This window comes from Herbaspirillum sp. CF444, from assembly GCF_000282135.1.
Taxonomy (GTDB): Bacteria; Pseudomonadota; Gammaproteobacteria; order Burkholderiales; family Burkholderiaceae_D; genus Herbaspirillum.
Genome location: NZ_AKJW01000059.1, coordinates 67,878 through 82,757, shown reverse-complemented (window position 1 = coordinate 82,757; position 14,880 = coordinate 67,878). Strand labels below are relative to the sequence as shown.

15 protein-coding genes are annotated in these 14,880 nt (G+C 62.6%); all 15 read left to right on the top strand.

Annotated features, from left to right (window positions below; translation table 11 throughout):
• The first annotated feature begins 645 nt into the window (after positions 1 to 645).
• The 15 genes from PMI16_RS12195 to PMI16_RS12125 are packed head-to-tail and all read left to right on the top strand — an operon-like array spanning position 646 to position 14,879.
• On the top strand, positions 646 to 1,404 hold the full coding sequence (locus PMI16_RS12195) for a beta-ketoacyl synthase chain length factor (RefSeq protein ID WP_081493408.1): 759 nt from the start codon (positions 646 to 648) through the stop codon (positions 1,402 to 1,404).
• A complete protein-coding gene (locus PMI16_RS12190) occupies positions 1,397 to 2,221 on the top strand; it encodes a lysophospholipid acyltransferase family protein (protein WP_007879870.1) in 825 nt (274 codons plus the stop codon). Before PMI16_RS12195 ends, PMI16_RS12190 begins: the two co-directional genes overlap by 8 nt.
• A gap of 3 nt (positions 2,222 to 2,224) precedes the next feature.
• Complete coding sequence (locus PMI16_RS12185; RefSeq protein WP_007879866.1) at positions 2,225 to 2,500, top strand: phosphopantetheine-binding protein; 276 nt, start codon at positions 2,225 to 2,227, stop codon at positions 2,498 to 2,500.
• 18 nt (positions 2,501 to 2,518) lie between these two features.
• Positions 2,519 to 2,797: an acyl carrier protein gene (locus tag PMI16_RS12180; protein WP_007879865.1), complete on the top strand. Its 279-nt coding sequence runs from the start codon at positions 2,519 to 2,521 to the stop codon at positions 2,795 to 2,797.
• Positions 2,784 to 3,341 carry a hypothetical protein gene (locus PMI16_RS12175; RefSeq protein ID WP_007879864.1) on the top strand — a complete coding sequence of 186 codons (558 nt, stop codon included), beginning with the start codon at positions 2,784 to 2,786 and terminating at the stop codon, positions 3,339 to 3,341. Before PMI16_RS12180 ends, PMI16_RS12175 begins: the two co-directional genes overlap by 14 nt.
• Positions 3,334 to 5,088 (top strand): AMP-binding protein, encoded by a 1,755-nt coding sequence (locus tag PMI16_RS12170; RefSeq protein ID WP_007879863.1) that lies wholly within the window; start codon positions 3,334 to 3,336, stop codon positions 5,086 to 5,088. Before PMI16_RS12175 ends, PMI16_RS12170 begins: the two co-directional genes overlap by 8 nt.
• A complete protein-coding gene (locus tag PMI16_RS12165) occupies positions 5,085 to 5,870 on the top strand; it encodes a glycosyltransferase family 2 protein (RefSeq protein WP_007879862.1) in 786 nt (261 codons plus the stop codon). The genes PMI16_RS12170 and PMI16_RS12165 overlap by 4 nt, the downstream gene beginning before the upstream one ends.
• On the top strand, positions 5,867 to 6,868 hold the full coding sequence (locus PMI16_RS12160) for an LpxL/LpxP family acyltransferase (RefSeq protein WP_007879861.1): 1,002 nt from the start codon (positions 5,867 to 5,869) through the stop codon (positions 6,866 to 6,868). Before PMI16_RS12165 ends, PMI16_RS12160 begins: the two co-directional genes overlap by 4 nt.
• Positions 6,855 to 8,426, top strand: a complete 1,572-nt coding sequence (locus PMI16_RS12155; RefSeq protein WP_007879860.1) for an HAL/PAL/TAL family ammonia-lyase — start codon at positions 6,855 to 6,857, stop codon at positions 8,424 to 8,426. The genes PMI16_RS12160 and PMI16_RS12155 overlap by 14 nt, the downstream gene beginning before the upstream one ends.
• A complete protein-coding gene (locus tag PMI16_RS12150; RefSeq protein ID WP_007879859.1) occupies positions 8,419 to 8,883 on the top strand; it encodes an acyl-CoA thioesterase in 465 nt (154 codons plus the stop codon). The genes PMI16_RS12155 and PMI16_RS12150 overlap by 8 nt, the downstream gene beginning before the upstream one ends.
• Positions 8,880 to 9,509: an outer membrane lipoprotein carrier protein LolA gene (locus tag PMI16_RS12145; protein ID WP_007879857.1), complete on the top strand. Its 630-nt coding sequence runs from the start codon at positions 8,880 to 8,882 to the stop codon at positions 9,507 to 9,509. Before PMI16_RS12150 ends, PMI16_RS12145 begins: the two co-directional genes overlap by 4 nt.
• A gap of 43 nt (positions 9,510 to 9,552) precedes the next feature.
• On the top strand, positions 9,553 to 11,913 hold the full coding sequence (locus PMI16_RS12140) for an MMPL family transporter (protein ID WP_034380262.1): 2,361 nt from the start codon (positions 9,553 to 9,555) through the stop codon (positions 11,911 to 11,913).
• On the top strand, positions 11,900 to 13,138 hold the full coding sequence (locus PMI16_RS12135) for an NAD(P)/FAD-dependent oxidoreductase (RefSeq protein ID WP_007879854.1): 1,239 nt from the start codon (positions 11,900 to 11,902) through the stop codon (positions 13,136 to 13,138). Before PMI16_RS12140 ends, PMI16_RS12135 begins: the two co-directional genes overlap by 14 nt.
• Entirely contained in the window at positions 13,129 to 13,692 is a 564-nt protein-coding gene (locus PMI16_RS12130; protein ID WP_007879853.1) for a DUF3261 domain-containing protein, read from the top strand. The genes PMI16_RS12135 and PMI16_RS12130 overlap by 10 nt, the downstream gene beginning before the upstream one ends.
• Positions 13,689 to 14,879 carry a beta-ketoacyl-[acyl-carrier-protein] synthase family protein gene (locus PMI16_RS12125; protein ID WP_007879852.1) on the top strand — a complete coding sequence of 397 codons (1,191 nt, stop codon included), beginning with the start codon at positions 13,689 to 13,691 and terminating at the stop codon, positions 14,877 to 14,879. Before PMI16_RS12130 ends, PMI16_RS12125 begins: the two co-directional genes overlap by 4 nt.
• Position 14,880: the final 1 nt, after the last annotated feature.

Below are 14,880 nucleotides of genomic sequence, written 5' to 3'. Positions count from 1 at the left end.
GTTCTCCGACAAAAAAGCCCCAGGAGTCTTCGGCATGCAATCAAAAACATGAATGACACAAGACTAAACATTGTTAGTCCCCCATAAACCAATAATGCTCATGGGTACATGATTACTCCGGTTATTGATTGACCTCTCGTTAGACCTTGGCTATACTGTGCCGAAATTAATTTTTGGCACGAATTGGACGAATTAGCTTCTCAACTGCTTGTGGTTGTCAGATGAAATAAATCCATAGTTTTGCATTTTTACTGATGTAGGTCGAAGACGATAGATCAAATGCGTTTTTGTTAGTTCTATTTTATTCATTGCATACATTGCAAGAACAAAACAGGTAGGAACGATAACTCGTCCCTGCCTTTTTTTTGGTCTCAATATTCATCTGAAAATAGAATTTCTTAGCGACTTTTAACGTAATATTTGATTTACTTTTTTTTAACGATCAATAAGCCGGCTCTCGTTATCACATTAACAAAAAATGCGAGGGGGTCGCAGCGATTATCGGACAATCGGATCGGTTGACAGGATTGCTTGCCGGAGTGGTATAACAGACTCCGGACGCAAATAACAACTGCCCTATCTGATTGACATAACGATAACGTTTGCGAAGAGAGCATGGGCAATCGACAGCATTCGAATAGAAATATGCGTTTTGGGGATGTCAGTTTTTCTGTCGCATCGCATACGGCTTGGGCGCCTGGTTTAGACACCGCTGCCGCATGGCTGGAGTGGGCTCACGACCGGAAACACCCCTCTGAACCGACCGAACCCAAAGTCAAGGACATGCCGCCGATGTTGCGTCGGCGCGCCAGCCCGGCCGGCAAAATGGCGCTGGAGGCGGCTTACCAATGCCTGCCGACGCAATCCGACATCCCCGTCATTTTTGCCTCCCGCCACGGCGAATGCGCGCGTTCGGTCGAGTTGCTGATGGAACTGGCCGGCAATGCGCCGCTGTCTCCCACAGCATTCAGCCTCTCCGTACACAACGCCAATGCCGGCCTGTTCTCGATAGCACGCGGCGATCGTGGCAACGGCATCGCCATCGCCGCCGGTCCCGGCACGGTCGAACACGCCCTGATCGAAGCCTGCGGCCTGCTGGCCGACGGCGCGCCGCAAGTGTTGCTGGTCATGTCGGACAGCCCGCCGCCCGCCGCCTTCGACAGTTACAAGGACTGCGCCGAAGAAAGCTATGCCTGGGCCTGGCTGCTGCAACCGGCCACCAGTAAATACGCAGGCGAGCGTTTTTCGCTGTCCTGGTCTGCAGCGGACGAGGCGGACAATACTGCCGTCAATCTCGCCGCAGCCCCGGCCGGACTGGACATCCTGCGCTTTTTCCTGCGCCGCGACGCCGAACTGGCGCGCGTGGCCAACGGACGCCGCTGGCGCTGGAGCCGCCATGCTTGACTGGTTGAACAGACGAAAGCCGATCACGCATTCGACGAAGCAATCGACCAGGCGGCAAAACGCCCTTTTTAGCAAATACTGGCGAGTATGTGGGACTGGCATCAGCTTCGCCGCGTTCGGCGCCGGCGGCCTGGCGTTGCGACTGGCCGTCTTTCCGCTGCTCAATCTTGTCGTGCGCGACCAACAGCGCCGCACGCTCTGGGCGCGCCGCATCATTCGCCTGGCGTTCCGTGCCTTCGTCGAACTCATGCGCGCACTGGGCGTACTCAGCTATGAGATCAGCGGCCTGGAAAGACTGCAACGCCGCGGCCTGCTGATCCTCGCCAACCATCCCAGCCTGATCGATACCGTCTTGCTGATGGCCTTCGTGCGCCAGGCCGATTGCATCGTCAAAGGCGCCTTGTGGCGCAATCCCTTTACCCGCGGCCCGGTGCGGGCGGCCGGCTATATCAGCAACGAAGACGGCCCGGAACTGGTCGACGACTGCATCGCCTCCATCCGCAGCGGCGGCAACCTGATCATTTTCCCGGAAGGCACGCGCACCCCGGCCGACGGCAACATGACATTCAAGCGCGGCGCAGCCAATGTCGCCGTGCGCGGCGAATGCGCGATCACGCCGGTGGTCATCCGTTGCACGCCGGGAACACTCGCCAAAGGCGACAAATGGTGGAAAGTGCCGCCAACCATGGCACACTTCAGCATCGAGATTCAGCAGGATATCGATATCAGGGAAGTGACCGGCCAGGCCGACAATCCGACCCTGGCAGCACGCCAGCTCACGTATTACCTGCAAAACCATTTCATGAAAGAAAGCTAGGCGATGCCAAGACTTGACGAAGAAATCAAAGAACTCATCATCGAAGTTCTGCAACTGGAAGACATCCGTCCGTCCGACATCGATTCCGCCGCCCCGCTGTTCGGCGACGGACTGGGTCTGGATTCCATCGACGCCCTCGAACTTGGCGTCGCTCTGCAAAAACGCTACGGCGTTGTTTTATCCGCGAATTCCGAAGAGACCCGCAAGCATTTCGCCTCGGTTCAATCCCTGGAAGCCCTGATCGCCAATCACCTCCAACACAGCCAACACGCTCAATAAGCAGGAAGCAGGCTCACCATGACCACCTTAGCGCCAACCATGAACAAGGACGAGATCTACGTCTGGATCGTCGACATGCTGCACGAGATGTTCGAACTCGACAAAGCCAGGATCTCTCCGCAATCGAATCTTTATACCGATCTCGACATCGACAGCATCGACGCCGTCGACATCGTCGTCAAACTGAACCAGATGACCGGAAAGCGCATCCAGCCCGACGTATTCCGCACCGTGCGCACCGTGCAGGATGTGGTCGACGTAATTGCGACGCTGCTGCAGGCGGATGAAAAAGCCTGATTTCGCCAATGTCCTGACCACGCTGATCATCCTGGTATATCCACTGTTGATCTGGTATGCGCACGGGAAAATGGAACCGCGGTTGCTGGCGCTGGTGCTGGTCGCGATCGCCGTGTTGCGCCTGTTCACCTTCAAACTCGGCCAGCGCTACCGCTGGATGAGCCTGGCCGCGCTGGCGCTGGCCGTACCGGCGCTGTTCTGGAACGCGCTGTTGCCGCTCAAGCTGTATCCGGTGATCGTCAGCCTCGGCATGCTGGCCCTGTTCGGCGCCAGCCTGGTGCGTCCGCCGTCCATCATCGAACGCCTCGCGCGCCTGCAGGATCCCGACCTGCCGGCGTTCGCCATTGCCTACACCCGCCGCGTCACACAAGTATGGTGCGCCTTCTTTGCGCTCAACGGCTGCATCGCTTTCGCCACCGCAGTGTGGGCCTCGGAAGCGGTCTGGTCGCTCTACACCGGCGCGATTTCCTACGTGCTGATGGGCGTGCTGTTCGTCGGCGAATATATCGTGCGCTTCTATGTCAGGCGTCATCACCATGCCTGAATTCATTGACATGCTGGCGCTGCCCGCCATGTGGTCGTCGGCGCGCGCCGACGACCACCTCATCGGCTGGCGTAATCGCGACGCGGTCGGCAACGCACAATTCCGCCGCGAAACGGACCAATGGCGACAACTGCTGGCAAACCGCGGCGGCAATAATTTCGCGCTCTACATGCAGGACACGATCGCCTTTGCCGCGGCGCTGTTCGGCGCCTGGCAAGCCGGCAAGACGGTCTACCTGCCCAGCGACGCCTTGCCGGAGACATGCAAGGCGCTGGCCGCGGATGTTGACGGCTTCATCGGCGACTTCGAACAGGAATGGAGGCCGCTGGCTGCCCCTGCTCCGGATTCCGGAAACCTCGCATCCGCCGTCGCACCTGCCGCCACACTGGACGGCGACTTCATCGGCCTGGTGGTCTATACCTCAGGCAGTACCGGCGCCGCGCAAGCCATCCCGAAAAAGCTCTCGCAAATGTCGAACGAAGTCGCCACGCTGGACGCGCTGTTCGGCGCGCGCGCAGGCGCCTCCGAAATCGTCTCCACTGTCTCGCATCAGCATATTTACGGTTTGCTGTTCAAAGTACTGTGGCCGATTTGCGCGGGCCGCGCGATCCATGCACGCAGCGCGTTCTTCCCGGAAGACCTCGCGGCGATTGCCCCGCAACGCCCCTGGTTGCTGCTGTCCAGCCCGGCGCATTTGAAACGTTTGCCGGAAAGTCCGGTGCAACCCGACATCACCCGTCTGCAAGCCATCTTCTCGTCCGGCGGTCCGTTGCTGCCCGACGTTGCGGCAGCGACGCAGCGGCAATTCGGACATAATCCGATCGAAATCTACGGCAGCTCGGAAACCGGCGGCATCGCCTGGCGCCAGCCCTTGCCGGGAATTGAACGCGACGACAGCTGGCAACCCATGCCGCATGTCGACGTGCGGCTGAACACCGAACACGATTGCCTGGAAGTCCGCTCGCCCCACCTGCCCGACGGCAACTGGCTGCGCATGGCCGACAAAGTCGAATTTGCAGATCAACAGAAATTCACCCTGCGCGGCCGCGCCGACCGCATCGTCAAGCTGGAAGAAAAACGCATCTCGCTCGACCAGATCGAACGCCTGCTGCTGGCCTCGCCGCTGGCGGCGGAAGCGCGCGCCATGCTGCACCAGGCGTCCGGCCAGCGCGACCGCATCGCGGCTTTTGTGGTGCCGACGGCAGCCGGCCGCGGCGTACTGGAACAACAAGGCAAGCTGGCGCTCAACACGCAACTGCGCGCTGCCCTGGCGGAAGCGATAGAAAGCGTGGCGCTGCCGCGCATGTGGCGCTACCTCGACGCGATGCCGGCCAACACGCAAGGAAAAACCACGCTGGCTGCATTGAGCGCGTTGCTGGAAGAACCCACCCCGACGCGTCCGCTGCTGCCCGAACATACGCTGATGCAACGCACCGAAACCCAGGTCACTCTGCAACTGCGCGTGCCGGAAGACCTGCTGTATTTCGAAGGCCATTTCCCCGAAACGCCTATCCTGCCCGGCGTCGCGCAAGTGAACTGGGCGCTGGAACTGGGGCGCCGGTACCTGCCCCTGCCGCCGGATTGCACCGGCATGCAGGCGCTGAAATTCCAGCGCGTGATCGTTCCCGGCGCGACAGTCAGCCTGGAGCTGGAACACGACATGCAAAAAAGCGCGCTGGCGTTCCGCCTGCATTCCGCCGACGGCCAGCACGCCAGCGGACGCATCCTGCTCGGAAACTCACGATGAACGCCACAACGACAGAAGCACCGAAGATCGGTGTCGTCATCCCCGTCTACAACCACGAGCGCGCCATCCCGGACGTATTGCAAGCCGTGCTGCAACATGGCTTGCACTGCGTGCTGGTCGACGACGGCAGCAACAGTACGTGCGCCGCCGTGCTCGATCAGCTTGCGGCGAACCACCCGCGGCAAGTCGCCCTTCTGCGCCACGGCGTCAATCGCGGCAAGGGCGACGCCGTCATGACCGGCTTGCGCCATCTGGCGCAGCAAGGCTATAGCCATGGGCTGCAGATCGACGCCGACGGCCAACACGACACCGCCGATATCTCCCGCTTCGCCGCATTGAGCGCCGTCCATCCGCATGCGGTCATCAACGGTTGCCCGATCTACGACGCGAGCGTGCCCAAGGGCCGTCTGTATGCGCGCTACCTGACCCACGTCTGGGTCTGGATCAATACGCTGTCCTTCGACATCCGCGATTCCATGTGCGGCTTTCGCATCTATCCGCTGGCGGTCGTCACGACGCTGACCGCGACACAAAAAATCGGCAGCCGCATGGATTTCGATACCGAAATCCTGGTGCGCTTGCACTGGCGCGGCGTGCAGGTGATCAACCTGCCCACGCGCGTGCGCTATCCGGCGGACGGCGTATCGCATTTCAGGGTCTGGTTCGACAACGCGCTGATCTCGCGCATGCACGCCGTGCTGTTTTTCGGCATGCTGTGGCGCGCGCCGCTGCTGCTGACCCGCAAGCTGTCTGCCATGGTGCGAGGAGCGGCGGCGCCATGATGACGAACAAGGAAACACCGACCATGCAGCCCCGGCCGCCCCACTCGCCATCCGGCAGACATTGGGCGCAGATCAACGAAGTCAGCTTCGTCGCCGGCATGCGCTTGCTGTTTTTCGTCTATCGCCTGTTCGGCCGCTGGCCGTTCAGGCTGATGCTGTATCCGGTGCTGCTCTGGTACATGGCGCGCAATCCTCTGGCGCGAAAAGCTTCCGTCGATTACCTTGCACGCCTGCGCGCGGCGCATCCGACGTTGGCGATGCCGGTCGGCCTGCGCGGTGCATTCCGTCATTTCGCTGCCTTCGGCGAAAGCCTGCTCGACAAGATGCTGTTGTGGGGCGGCTTGTTCCCGATGGACAAGGTGCACGTCCATGGCCGCGCAACCATCACCGATGCCATCGCACAAGGCCGTGGCGGACTCATGATTTGCACGCATCTGGGCAATCTCGAATTATGCCGCGTGCTCGGCCGCCGGCACCCTACCGTCAAGCTGACGGTGCTGGTGCACACCAAACATGCACAAGCCTTCAACAAGATGCTGGCTCAGCTCGATCCGGGCAGCCAGATGAACCTGATGCAGGTCACCGAGATGACGCCGGCCACCGCCGTCATCCTGGCCGACAAGGTCGCGCACGGCGAATTCGTCGTCATCGCCGGCGACCGGGTTCCGGTGTCGCCCAACCCGCGCGTGGCGCTTGCGCCTTTCATGGGAGACACGGCTCCCTTCCCCATCGGCCCCTATGTGCTGGCGAGCCTGCTGAATTGCCCGGTCTACCTGATGTTCTCGCGCCGCACGCGCGACGGCGCGGAGCTTTGCTTTGAAGGCTTTCGCGAACGGATCCGGTTGCCGCGCAAGCAGCGCGACCAATTGCTCGGCGAACTGGCGGCCGACTACGCCGCGCGCCTGGAACACCATTGCCTGCAAGCGCCGCTGCAATGGTTCAACTTTTACGATTTCTGGGCCCTGCCCACATTGGATAACCACCATGCCCCACACTGAATCTCCGGCTGCTGCAGCCGGCTTCGTCACCTTCGGCGAAACGCCGCTGACCATCGAGCAGGTCAACGCCATCGCAGCAGGTTCCGCCCATGCCGCACTGTCCGACTCGCCCGCTTTCCTGGCGCGCATCCAGCGCGGCGCCGACTTCCTCGATCGCCTGCTGCGCGAGGACGGCACGGTCTACGGCGTCACCACCGGCTACGGCGATTCGTGCACGGTGACCGTGCCGCCGGAGCTGATCGCCGAGCTGCCGCATCATCTCTACACCTATCACGGCTGCGGCCTGGGCAGCGTGTTCACGCCCGAACAAACGCGCGCCATCCTGGCCGCGCGCCTGACCTCGCTCAGCAAGGGCTATTCCGGCGTCAGCGTCGGCTTGCTCAAACAGATCGAAGGCTTGCTGCAAAACGACTTGCTGCCGCTGATTCCGTCCGAAGGCTCGGTCGGCGCCAGCGGCGACCTGACGCCGCTGTCGTATCTCGCGGCCGTGCTGTGCGGCGAACGCCAGGTCTGGAAGAACGGCGAACAAACCGACGCCGCACAAGCCCTGCAAGCCGCCGGCATGACGCCGCTGCGGCTGCGCCCGAAAGAAGGCCTGGCGATCATGAACGGCACCGCCGTCATGACCGCGCTGGCCTGCCTGGCGTATCAACGCGCCGAATACCTGTGCCGGTTGGCCACCCGCATCACCGCCATGGCCAGCTTCTCGCTGGACGGCAACGCCCACCATTTCGACGCCACGCTGTTCTCGGTCAAGCCGCATCCGGGCCAGCAGCAAGTGGCCGGCTGGCTGCAGACCGATCTGGCCTGCGACCAACCGCTGCGCAATGAAAAGCGCCTGCAGGACCGCTACTCGATCCGCTGCGCGCCGCACGTCATCGGCGTGCTGACCGACGCGCTGCCATGGCTGCGCAGCAATATCGAGAACGAACTCAACAGCGCCAACGACAATCCCATCATCGATCCCGACAACGAGCGCGTGCTGCACGGCGGCCATTTCTACGGCGGCCATATCGCCTTCGCCATGGACAGCATGAAGAACGCCGTCGCCAACATCGCCGACCTGCTCGACCGCCAGATGGCGCTGCTGGTCGACAGCCGCTACAACAACGGCCTGCCGTCCAACCTGTCGGGTGCCAAGGGACCGCGCGCGGCGATCAACCACGGCCTCAAGGCGCTGCAGATCAGCTCCTCCGCCTGGACCGCCGAAGCGCTGAAACTGACCATGCCGGCCTCGGTCTTCTCGCGTTCGACCGAATGCCACAACCAGGACAAGGTCAGCATGGGCACCATCGCCGCGCGCGACTGCCTGCGCGTGCTGGAACTGACGGAACAAGTCGTCGCCGCGTTGCTGATCACCGTGCGCCAGGGCGTCTGGCTGCGCAGCGAGCTGCAACCCGAAACCCCGCTGGCCGATCTGCCGGGCGGACGTCTGGCCGCCATGCAGGAAGCGCTCTCTGCCGACATCGCGCCGATCGCCGAAGACCGCATGCTGGAACCGGACCTGCGCCTGCTGCTGCAACGCATCCGCGCACGCAGCTGGAGCCTGTATGACTAAGCTGCCTGCCGACGCCAAGATCACGCTCGCCAACTCACCCTGGCAAGTCGAGGTGGAACTGCAAATCCAGTTCTACGACCTCGATCCGATGGAGGTGGTCTGGCACGGCCGCTATATCGAATACTTCGAAGCCGCCCGCTGCGCGCTGCTCGACCAGATCGACTACAACTACGCGGCGATGAAGGAATCCGGCTACATGTGGCCCATCATCGACCTGCAGGTGCGTTACTCCAACCCGGCGGTTTTCCGCCAGCGCATCAAGGTGCGCGCCGCCATCACCGAATGGGAAAACCGCCTGAAGATGGAATACCTGGTGACCGACGCCGCCAGCGGCCAGCGCCTCACGCGCGGCGTCAGCACGCAGGTGGCGGTGCAGATGGACAAGCGCGAAATGTGCTTCGTCAGCCCGCGCGTGCTGTGGCAAAAGCTGGACTTACCTTATCCGGAACCGACATGATTCTTTCTTTCCGCATTTTCCATACGATACTGGGCGCGCTGGCAGTGACGGCGGCATTCTGCGCCACCGCCGACGCCGCCGCACCCGTCGCGCAAATCCAGGCCGCGCTCGCCAAACCGGCGATCATGTGCGGCCGCTTCGACCAGACCAAGCAACTGACCGGCATCAAGAAACCGCTGCTGTCGAACGGACGCTTCTGCGTTGCTACCGGCAAGGGCATCCTGTGGCAAACCCTGCAACCGTTCCCGAACACCTTGCGCATCACGCGCAACGCCATCGTGCAGATGCAAAACGGCCGCGTCGCCATGCGCCTCGACGCCCAGCAGGAACCCGTCGTCAAGATGATCAACAACGTGCTGTTCTCGTTGCTGTCAGGCGACCTGAGCCAGCTCGACAAGCTGTTTGAACTCGACGGCACCATCAAGAACGGCAACTGGCATGTCGCCCTCAAGGCCCGCGAGCCGGGCCTGGCCAAGGCCATCGGCGACATCCAGCTCGACGGCGGCGCTTACGTCAACAAGGTCACCATGCAAGAAGCCTCGGGCGACCATACCGACATCGTGTTTTCCGGCATCCAGACCGGCGACAAGGCCATGACGCCCGAAGAAGGAGCCATGTTTGACTGAGCGCGCCGACAGCGACGCCGGCTCATCGACGGCCCCCCAGGCGATGCGCGGCCTGGCGCTGGCATGGCTGCTGGTCGTCGCCTTGCTGCTCGGCCACAACGCGTATCTGTGGCTGGTCCAGCGTGTCAGTCCCGACACCGACATCCTGGCCCTGCTGCCGTCGTCGCGACATGACGACGCGATGCAGCAAGCCTTTGCGCACATGGTCGACAGCGCCCAGCAAAAAGTCGTCGTCCTCGTCGGCGAGCGCGACTGGAGCAAGGCCGTGCAAGCCGCATCGGCGTATGAAGCGGTCATCGGCAAACAGCCGTCGCTGTTGCAAGCGATGACAGGCGACGCCGCGCAATTGCAGGGCGCGTGGCTGTCGACCTTCGACCAGAGCCGCCTGATGCTGCTCACGCAGGAGCAACGCGACAAGCTACGTAACGACTCGCCGCAGCAATGGAGCCAACTGGCGTTGAGCGCCATGTACGGCGTGTTCGGCAGCGGCGGCCCCAAACTTGGCGCATGGCAGGACGATCCGTTCGGCCTGTTCGGCGGCTGGGTGCAGGCGCGCGCGCAAGAGACGCCGGTGCGTCCGCGCGACGGCCGCCTGTTCGTGGAAAGCGGCGGACGCTCTTACGTCCTGCTGCTGCTGAATCTGCAACCGTCGGCCTTCTCGATCTCCGCGCAGGAACAAGTCATTCCCCTGCTTGACCAAGCCACACAAGCCGCACAGCAATCCGTGCCGGATGCGGAAGTTCTCACCGCCGGCGTCATCCTCCACGCCGCGGCAGGCAGTCGACAAGCCGGCAGTGAAATGGCCACCATCGGCGCCGGTTCGCTGATCGGCATCGTGCTGCTGATGTGGCTGACGTTCCGCTCGCTCAAGCCGATTGCGCTGATTGCCCTGTCGATCGCCATCGGCTGCCTGGGCGCGCTGTCCGTCAGCTGGTTGCTGTTCGGTCGCCTGCATCTGCTGACGCTGGTGTTCGGCGCCAGCCTGGTCGGCATCGCGCAGGACTATGCGATTTATTTCCTGTGTGCGCGGCTCGGCACGAACCGGCACATGGATTCGCGCCAACTGCTGCGCCGCTTGCTGCCCGGCCTCGGCCTGATGCTGCTGGCGGCGGTCATCGGCTATCTCGGCATGGCGCTGACGCCCTTCCCGGGACTGCGCCAGATGGCGGTGTTCTCGGTGCTGGGATTGCTGTTTGCGTGGCTGACCGTGATCCTGTGGTTCCCGGCGCTGATCCATGCCGACAGCTTGCGCAGCACCGCGCTGGCCGACCGTTATAGCCGCAGCATAGTCAAATGGCCGCAATTCCGCTTCAACCGCATCGGTTTCGTCTTGCTGGCGGTGTTCACCGTCTTTGTCGTTGCCGGGCTGATGCGCCTGAAAGTCAGCGACGATATCCGCGCCTTGCAAAAAACGCCGCAGCATCTGCTCGACGACCAGATCAAGCTCGGCAAACTGCTCGACACGCCGACGCCGGCGCAGTTTTATCTGGTGCGCGGCGAGTCCGCCGAAATCGTCCTGCAACGCGAAGAACAACTGAAGCGGCAACTGCAAACCGTCATCGACAAAAAGCTGATCGGCGGCGTGCAAGCGGTTTCCAACTGGGTGCCGTCGCAGCAGCAGCAACACGCCGACCACGACCTGATTGTCGACAAATTGCTGGCGCCGCAAGGCGCGCTCGCCGCCATTGCGACTGCCATCGATGAGAGCGGGCAATGGCAACAAGACCTGCGGCAACGTTTGCTGGCGCAGAGCAAACCCTTGTTGCCGGATGCCTTCATCGCCTCGCCGGCCGGTCAGCCCTGGCGTCATCTGTGGCTGGGCAAGACTGGAGACCGATACGCCAGCATCGTCGCGGTGCGCGGCCTGGGCGATTATCGCCAGTTGCAGGTGCTGGCCGACGTGGCTCCAAAAATCGACGGCGTGCAGTGGGTCGACAAGGTAGCGGACATTTCCTCCGTGCTGAGCTATTACCGGCAATACATGACCTGGGCTTTACTGGCGGCATACGCCACCATTTTCGTGCTGCTGTCCTTGCGCTATCGCCGCGCTGCCTGGCGCGCGATTGCGCCGCCGCTACTGGCGACATTGGCGACGCTGGCGCTGTTTGGCGTAACCGGCCAGCCCTTGCAACTATTCCATGTACTGGCATGTCTGTTGCTACTGGGGCTCGGCGTCGATTACGGCATTTTCCTGCAGGAACCCACGGAGCGCCATCGGCGTTCCGCCTGGCTGACGGTTGGCTTGTCGGCAATCAGCGCCTTGCTCTCCTTCGGATTGCTGGCTCTCAGCAGCAGTCCTCCATTGCACGCATTCGGGCTGACCATGCTGATCGGCATGGCCTTGGTCTGGCTTGCTTCACCCTGTTTTGCCGGCTTACAGCCGTACTCTCATGACGCCAGCTAGCAACATCGAGCAACACGACATCCTGATCATCGGCGCCGGCCCTGCCGGTGCGGTCGCAGCCGCGCTGCTGCGCCGTCGCGGCCACCAGGTGCTGGTCATCGAACGCGAGCAGTTCCCGCGTTTTTCCATCGGCGAGAGCCTGCTGCCGCAAAGCATGGCCTACCTGGAACAGGCCGGCATGCTGCAAGCGGTGGTGGAGCATGGCTTCCAGTTCAAGAACGGCGCCTCCTTCGTGTGCGGCGAACGCCGGACTTCTTTCGATTTCCGCGACAAGCATTCGCCGGGCTGGGGCACGACCTATCAGGTGCAACGCGCCGATTTCGATCATCTGCTGGCGCGGCAAGCTGAACTGCAAGGCGCCGAGATACGCTATCGCCAGACCGTGACCGCAGTCGACCTGGACGGCGAACGCCCACGCACGCAGGTGCGCGATGCCGACGGTCGCGAATACACCATCGAATCCCGCTTCATCCTCGACGCCAGCGGTTTCGGCCGCGTGCTGCCGCGTCTGCTCGACCTCGAGCGGCCGTCCGGTTTCCCTTTGCGCGGCGCTTACTTCACCCATATCGCCGACGGCATCCGCGATAGCCAATTCGACCGCAACAAAATCCGCGTCACGGTGCATCCCGAACACCACGACGTCTGGTACTGGCTGATTCCGTTCGCGCACGGCCGCTGCTCCATCGGCGTGGTGGCGGAAGCGTCCTTCCTCGCCGGCATTCCCGGCGACGAGACGACGAAGCTGCGCACGCTGGTCATGCAAGACCCGGCCTTGCGTGCATTGCTGCAACACGCCGAGTGGGATACCCCGGCGCGCACCATCTCCGGCTACGCCGCCAACGTGACGTCGCTATGGGGCAAGAACTACGCCCTGCTCGGCAATGCCGGCGAGTTCCTCGATCCGATTTTCTCGTCAGGCGTCACCATTGCGTTGAAATCCGCCAGCATGGCGACGGATACCCTGACGCGCATGCTCGCCGGAGAAGCGGTGGATTGGGAAAACGACTATGCCAAGCCGCTGAAAAGCGGCGTCGACACCTTCCGCACCTTCGTCGAATCCTGGTATGCCGGCGGCTTCCAGAAAATCATCTTCCACGAAAACCAGGAGCCGGCGATCCGCCGCATGATTTCGTCCATCCTGGCCGGCTATGCCTGGGACCAGAGCAATCCCTTCGTCAGCGAAAGCAAGCGCCGCCTGACGGCACTGGAAAGCATATGCGCCTGAACCCGGTCATTTCTTCCGTCGTGACGGCATTACTGCTGTCGGCGTGCGCTGCCACGCCGCCCGAACCGCCTGCTGCATCGGCACGCCTGCACCTGCAGCTTGCGCCGGCATCGCTGGGCTCCTCGCTCAGCCTGCAGCAACACCTGACCGTGGAACGCGCCGGCCGCACCGACGACATCGACACCGTGCTCGAAATCGAGCCCGACCATCTCGACCTGGTCGGCCTGGCGTTCGGCCAGCGCGTGATGTCGCTGCACTACGACGGCAAGGAACTGAAAACCTGGCGCCACTTCATGCTGCCCAAGGAAGTCCGGGGCGAAGACGTCCTGCAGGACGTGCAACTCACGCTCTGGCCCGCCGCCGCCATCCGCGCGGCGTTGCCCGCAGGCTGGGAGCTGGAAGAGAACGACATGCAACGCACACTGCGCCTGAATCACGAGGTCGTCACGCAAATCGATTATCCTGACCGCAAAGCGTGGGGCGGCAAGGTGATCCTGACCAATTTGCGCTACCGCTACAAGCTGACCATACAATCGGTTGTCACTGCACCATGACGATTTATTTAAATGCACTCGGGATGATTTGCTCGCTCGGCGACACCCACGCCGGGATCAGGCAGCGCCTGTTCGCCGGCGACAGCGGTTTGCATGCCAGCGAGCGATTTCTGTCCGCCGGAATTGCCCGCACTGTCGGCGCCATCCGCCTTGCCGATGAAGAGTTGCCGGAAGCAAGCCATCTGCCGCTGCGCGAACGCAGCCGCAACAACCGCCTCGCGCTGGCGGCGCTGGAACGGATACGGCCGGAGGTGGACGCGCTGATCGCGCGCTTCGGCCCGGATCGCATCGGCATCGTGCTGGGCACCAGCACCTCCGGCATCGCAGAGGGCGAAACGGCGTTCAGGCATTACGTCGCCCACGGACAATTCCCCGCCCACTTCCACTATGGCCAGCAAGAACTCGGCTCGCCTGCCGCCGCGCTGGCGACGACGCTCGGCGTCAGCGGCCCGGCCTATGTCCATTCCAGCGCCTGCTCGTCGAGCGCCAAGGCCATGGCCAGCGCCGCGCGCCTGATCAACATGGGCCTGTGCGACGCCGTCATCAGCGGCGGCGTGGATACGCTGTGCGATTTCACCGTCGCCGGTTTCGCCGCGCTGGATTCGGTCAGCGCCGAGCGCTGCAATCCATTGAGCGCCAATCGCCACGGCATCAACATCGGCGAAGGCGCCGCACTCTTCCTCATGACGGCGGAACCGGCGACGGTGGCACTCTGCGGATGGGGCGAATCGTCCGACGCCCATCATATTTCGGCGCCCGATCCGGAAGGAAAAGGCGCGGCGCTGGCAATCACGCAGGCTTTGCAACGCGCCGCCATCGCCCCGGAGCAAATCGACTACATCAACCTGCACGGCACCGCGACCCTGCAAAACGACGCCATGGAATCGAAGGCGATCCACCAGTTGTTTGGCCCAGCGACACCGGTCAGTTCGACCAAGTCCTTCACCGGACACACGCTGGGCGCCGCCAGCGCCATCGAAGCCGGCCTGTGCTGGCTGACCATGCAAGACGACAATCCGACCGGCTTGCTGCCGCCGCACCTGTGGGACGGCCAGGCCGATCCGGCATTGCCGGTGCTGAACGTGGTGCATGTCGGCAAGGCGCTCGGTCACCCGCCGCGCTATGTGCTGAGCAATTCCTTCGCCTTCGGCGGCAGCAACGCCGCATTGATCTTCGGGAGAAGCTGAC

Excerpts from the sequence above, each read along its gene's own strand:
- PMI16_RS12145 (WP_007879857.1), top strand. The coding sequence starts at position 8,880 with ATGATTCTTTCTTTCCGCATTTTCCATACGATACTGGGCGCGCTGGCA.
- PMI16_RS12160 (WP_007879861.1), top strand. The coding sequence starts at position 5,867 with ATGATGACGAACAAGGAAACACCGACCATGCAGCCCCGGCCGCCCCAC.
- PMI16_RS12170 (WP_007879863.1), top strand. The coding sequence starts at position 3,334 with ATGCCTGAATTCATTGACATGCTGGCGCTGCCCGCCATGTGGTCGTCG.
- PMI16_RS12125 (WP_007879852.1), top strand. The coding sequence starts at position 13,689 with ATGACGATTTATTTAAATGCACTCGGGATGATTTGCTCGCTCGGCGAC.
- PMI16_RS12135 (WP_007879854.1), top strand. The coding sequence starts at position 11,900 with ATGACGCCAGCTAGCAACATCGAGCAACACGACATCCTGATCATCGGC.
- PMI16_RS12195 (WP_081493408.1), top strand. The coding sequence starts at position 646 with ATGCGTTTTGGGGATGTCAGTTTTTCTGTCGCATCGCATACGGCTTGG.
- PMI16_RS12155 (WP_007879860.1), top strand. The coding sequence starts at position 6,855 with ATGCCCCACACTGAATCTCCGGCTGCTGCAGCCGGCTTCGTCACCTTC.
- PMI16_RS12130 (WP_007879853.1), top strand. The coding sequence starts at position 13,129 with ATGCGCCTGAACCCGGTCATTTCTTCCGTCGTGACGGCATTACTGCTG.
- PMI16_RS12180 (WP_007879865.1), top strand. The coding sequence starts at position 2,519 with ATGACCACCTTAGCGCCAACCATGAACAAGGACGAGATCTACGTCTGG.
- PMI16_RS12150 (WP_007879859.1), top strand. The coding sequence starts at position 8,419 with ATGACTAAGCTGCCTGCCGACGCCAAGATCACGCTCGCCAACTCACCC.
- PMI16_RS12140 (WP_034380262.1), top strand. The coding sequence starts at position 9,553 with ATGCGCGGCCTGGCGCTGGCATGGCTGCTGGTCGTCGCCTTGCTGCTC.
- PMI16_RS12165 (WP_007879862.1), top strand. The coding sequence starts at position 5,085 with ATGAACGCCACAACGACAGAAGCACCGAAGATCGGTGTCGTCATCCCC.
- PMI16_RS12190 (WP_007879870.1), top strand. The coding sequence starts at position 1,397 with ATGCTTGACTGGTTGAACAGACGAAAGCCGATCACGCATTCGACGAAG.
- PMI16_RS12175 (WP_007879864.1), top strand. The coding sequence starts at position 2,784 with ATGAAAAAGCCTGATTTCGCCAATGTCCTGACCACGCTGATCATCCTG.
- PMI16_RS12185 (WP_007879866.1), top strand. The coding sequence starts at position 2,225 with ATGCCAAGACTTGACGAAGAAATCAAAGAACTCATCATCGAAGTTCTG.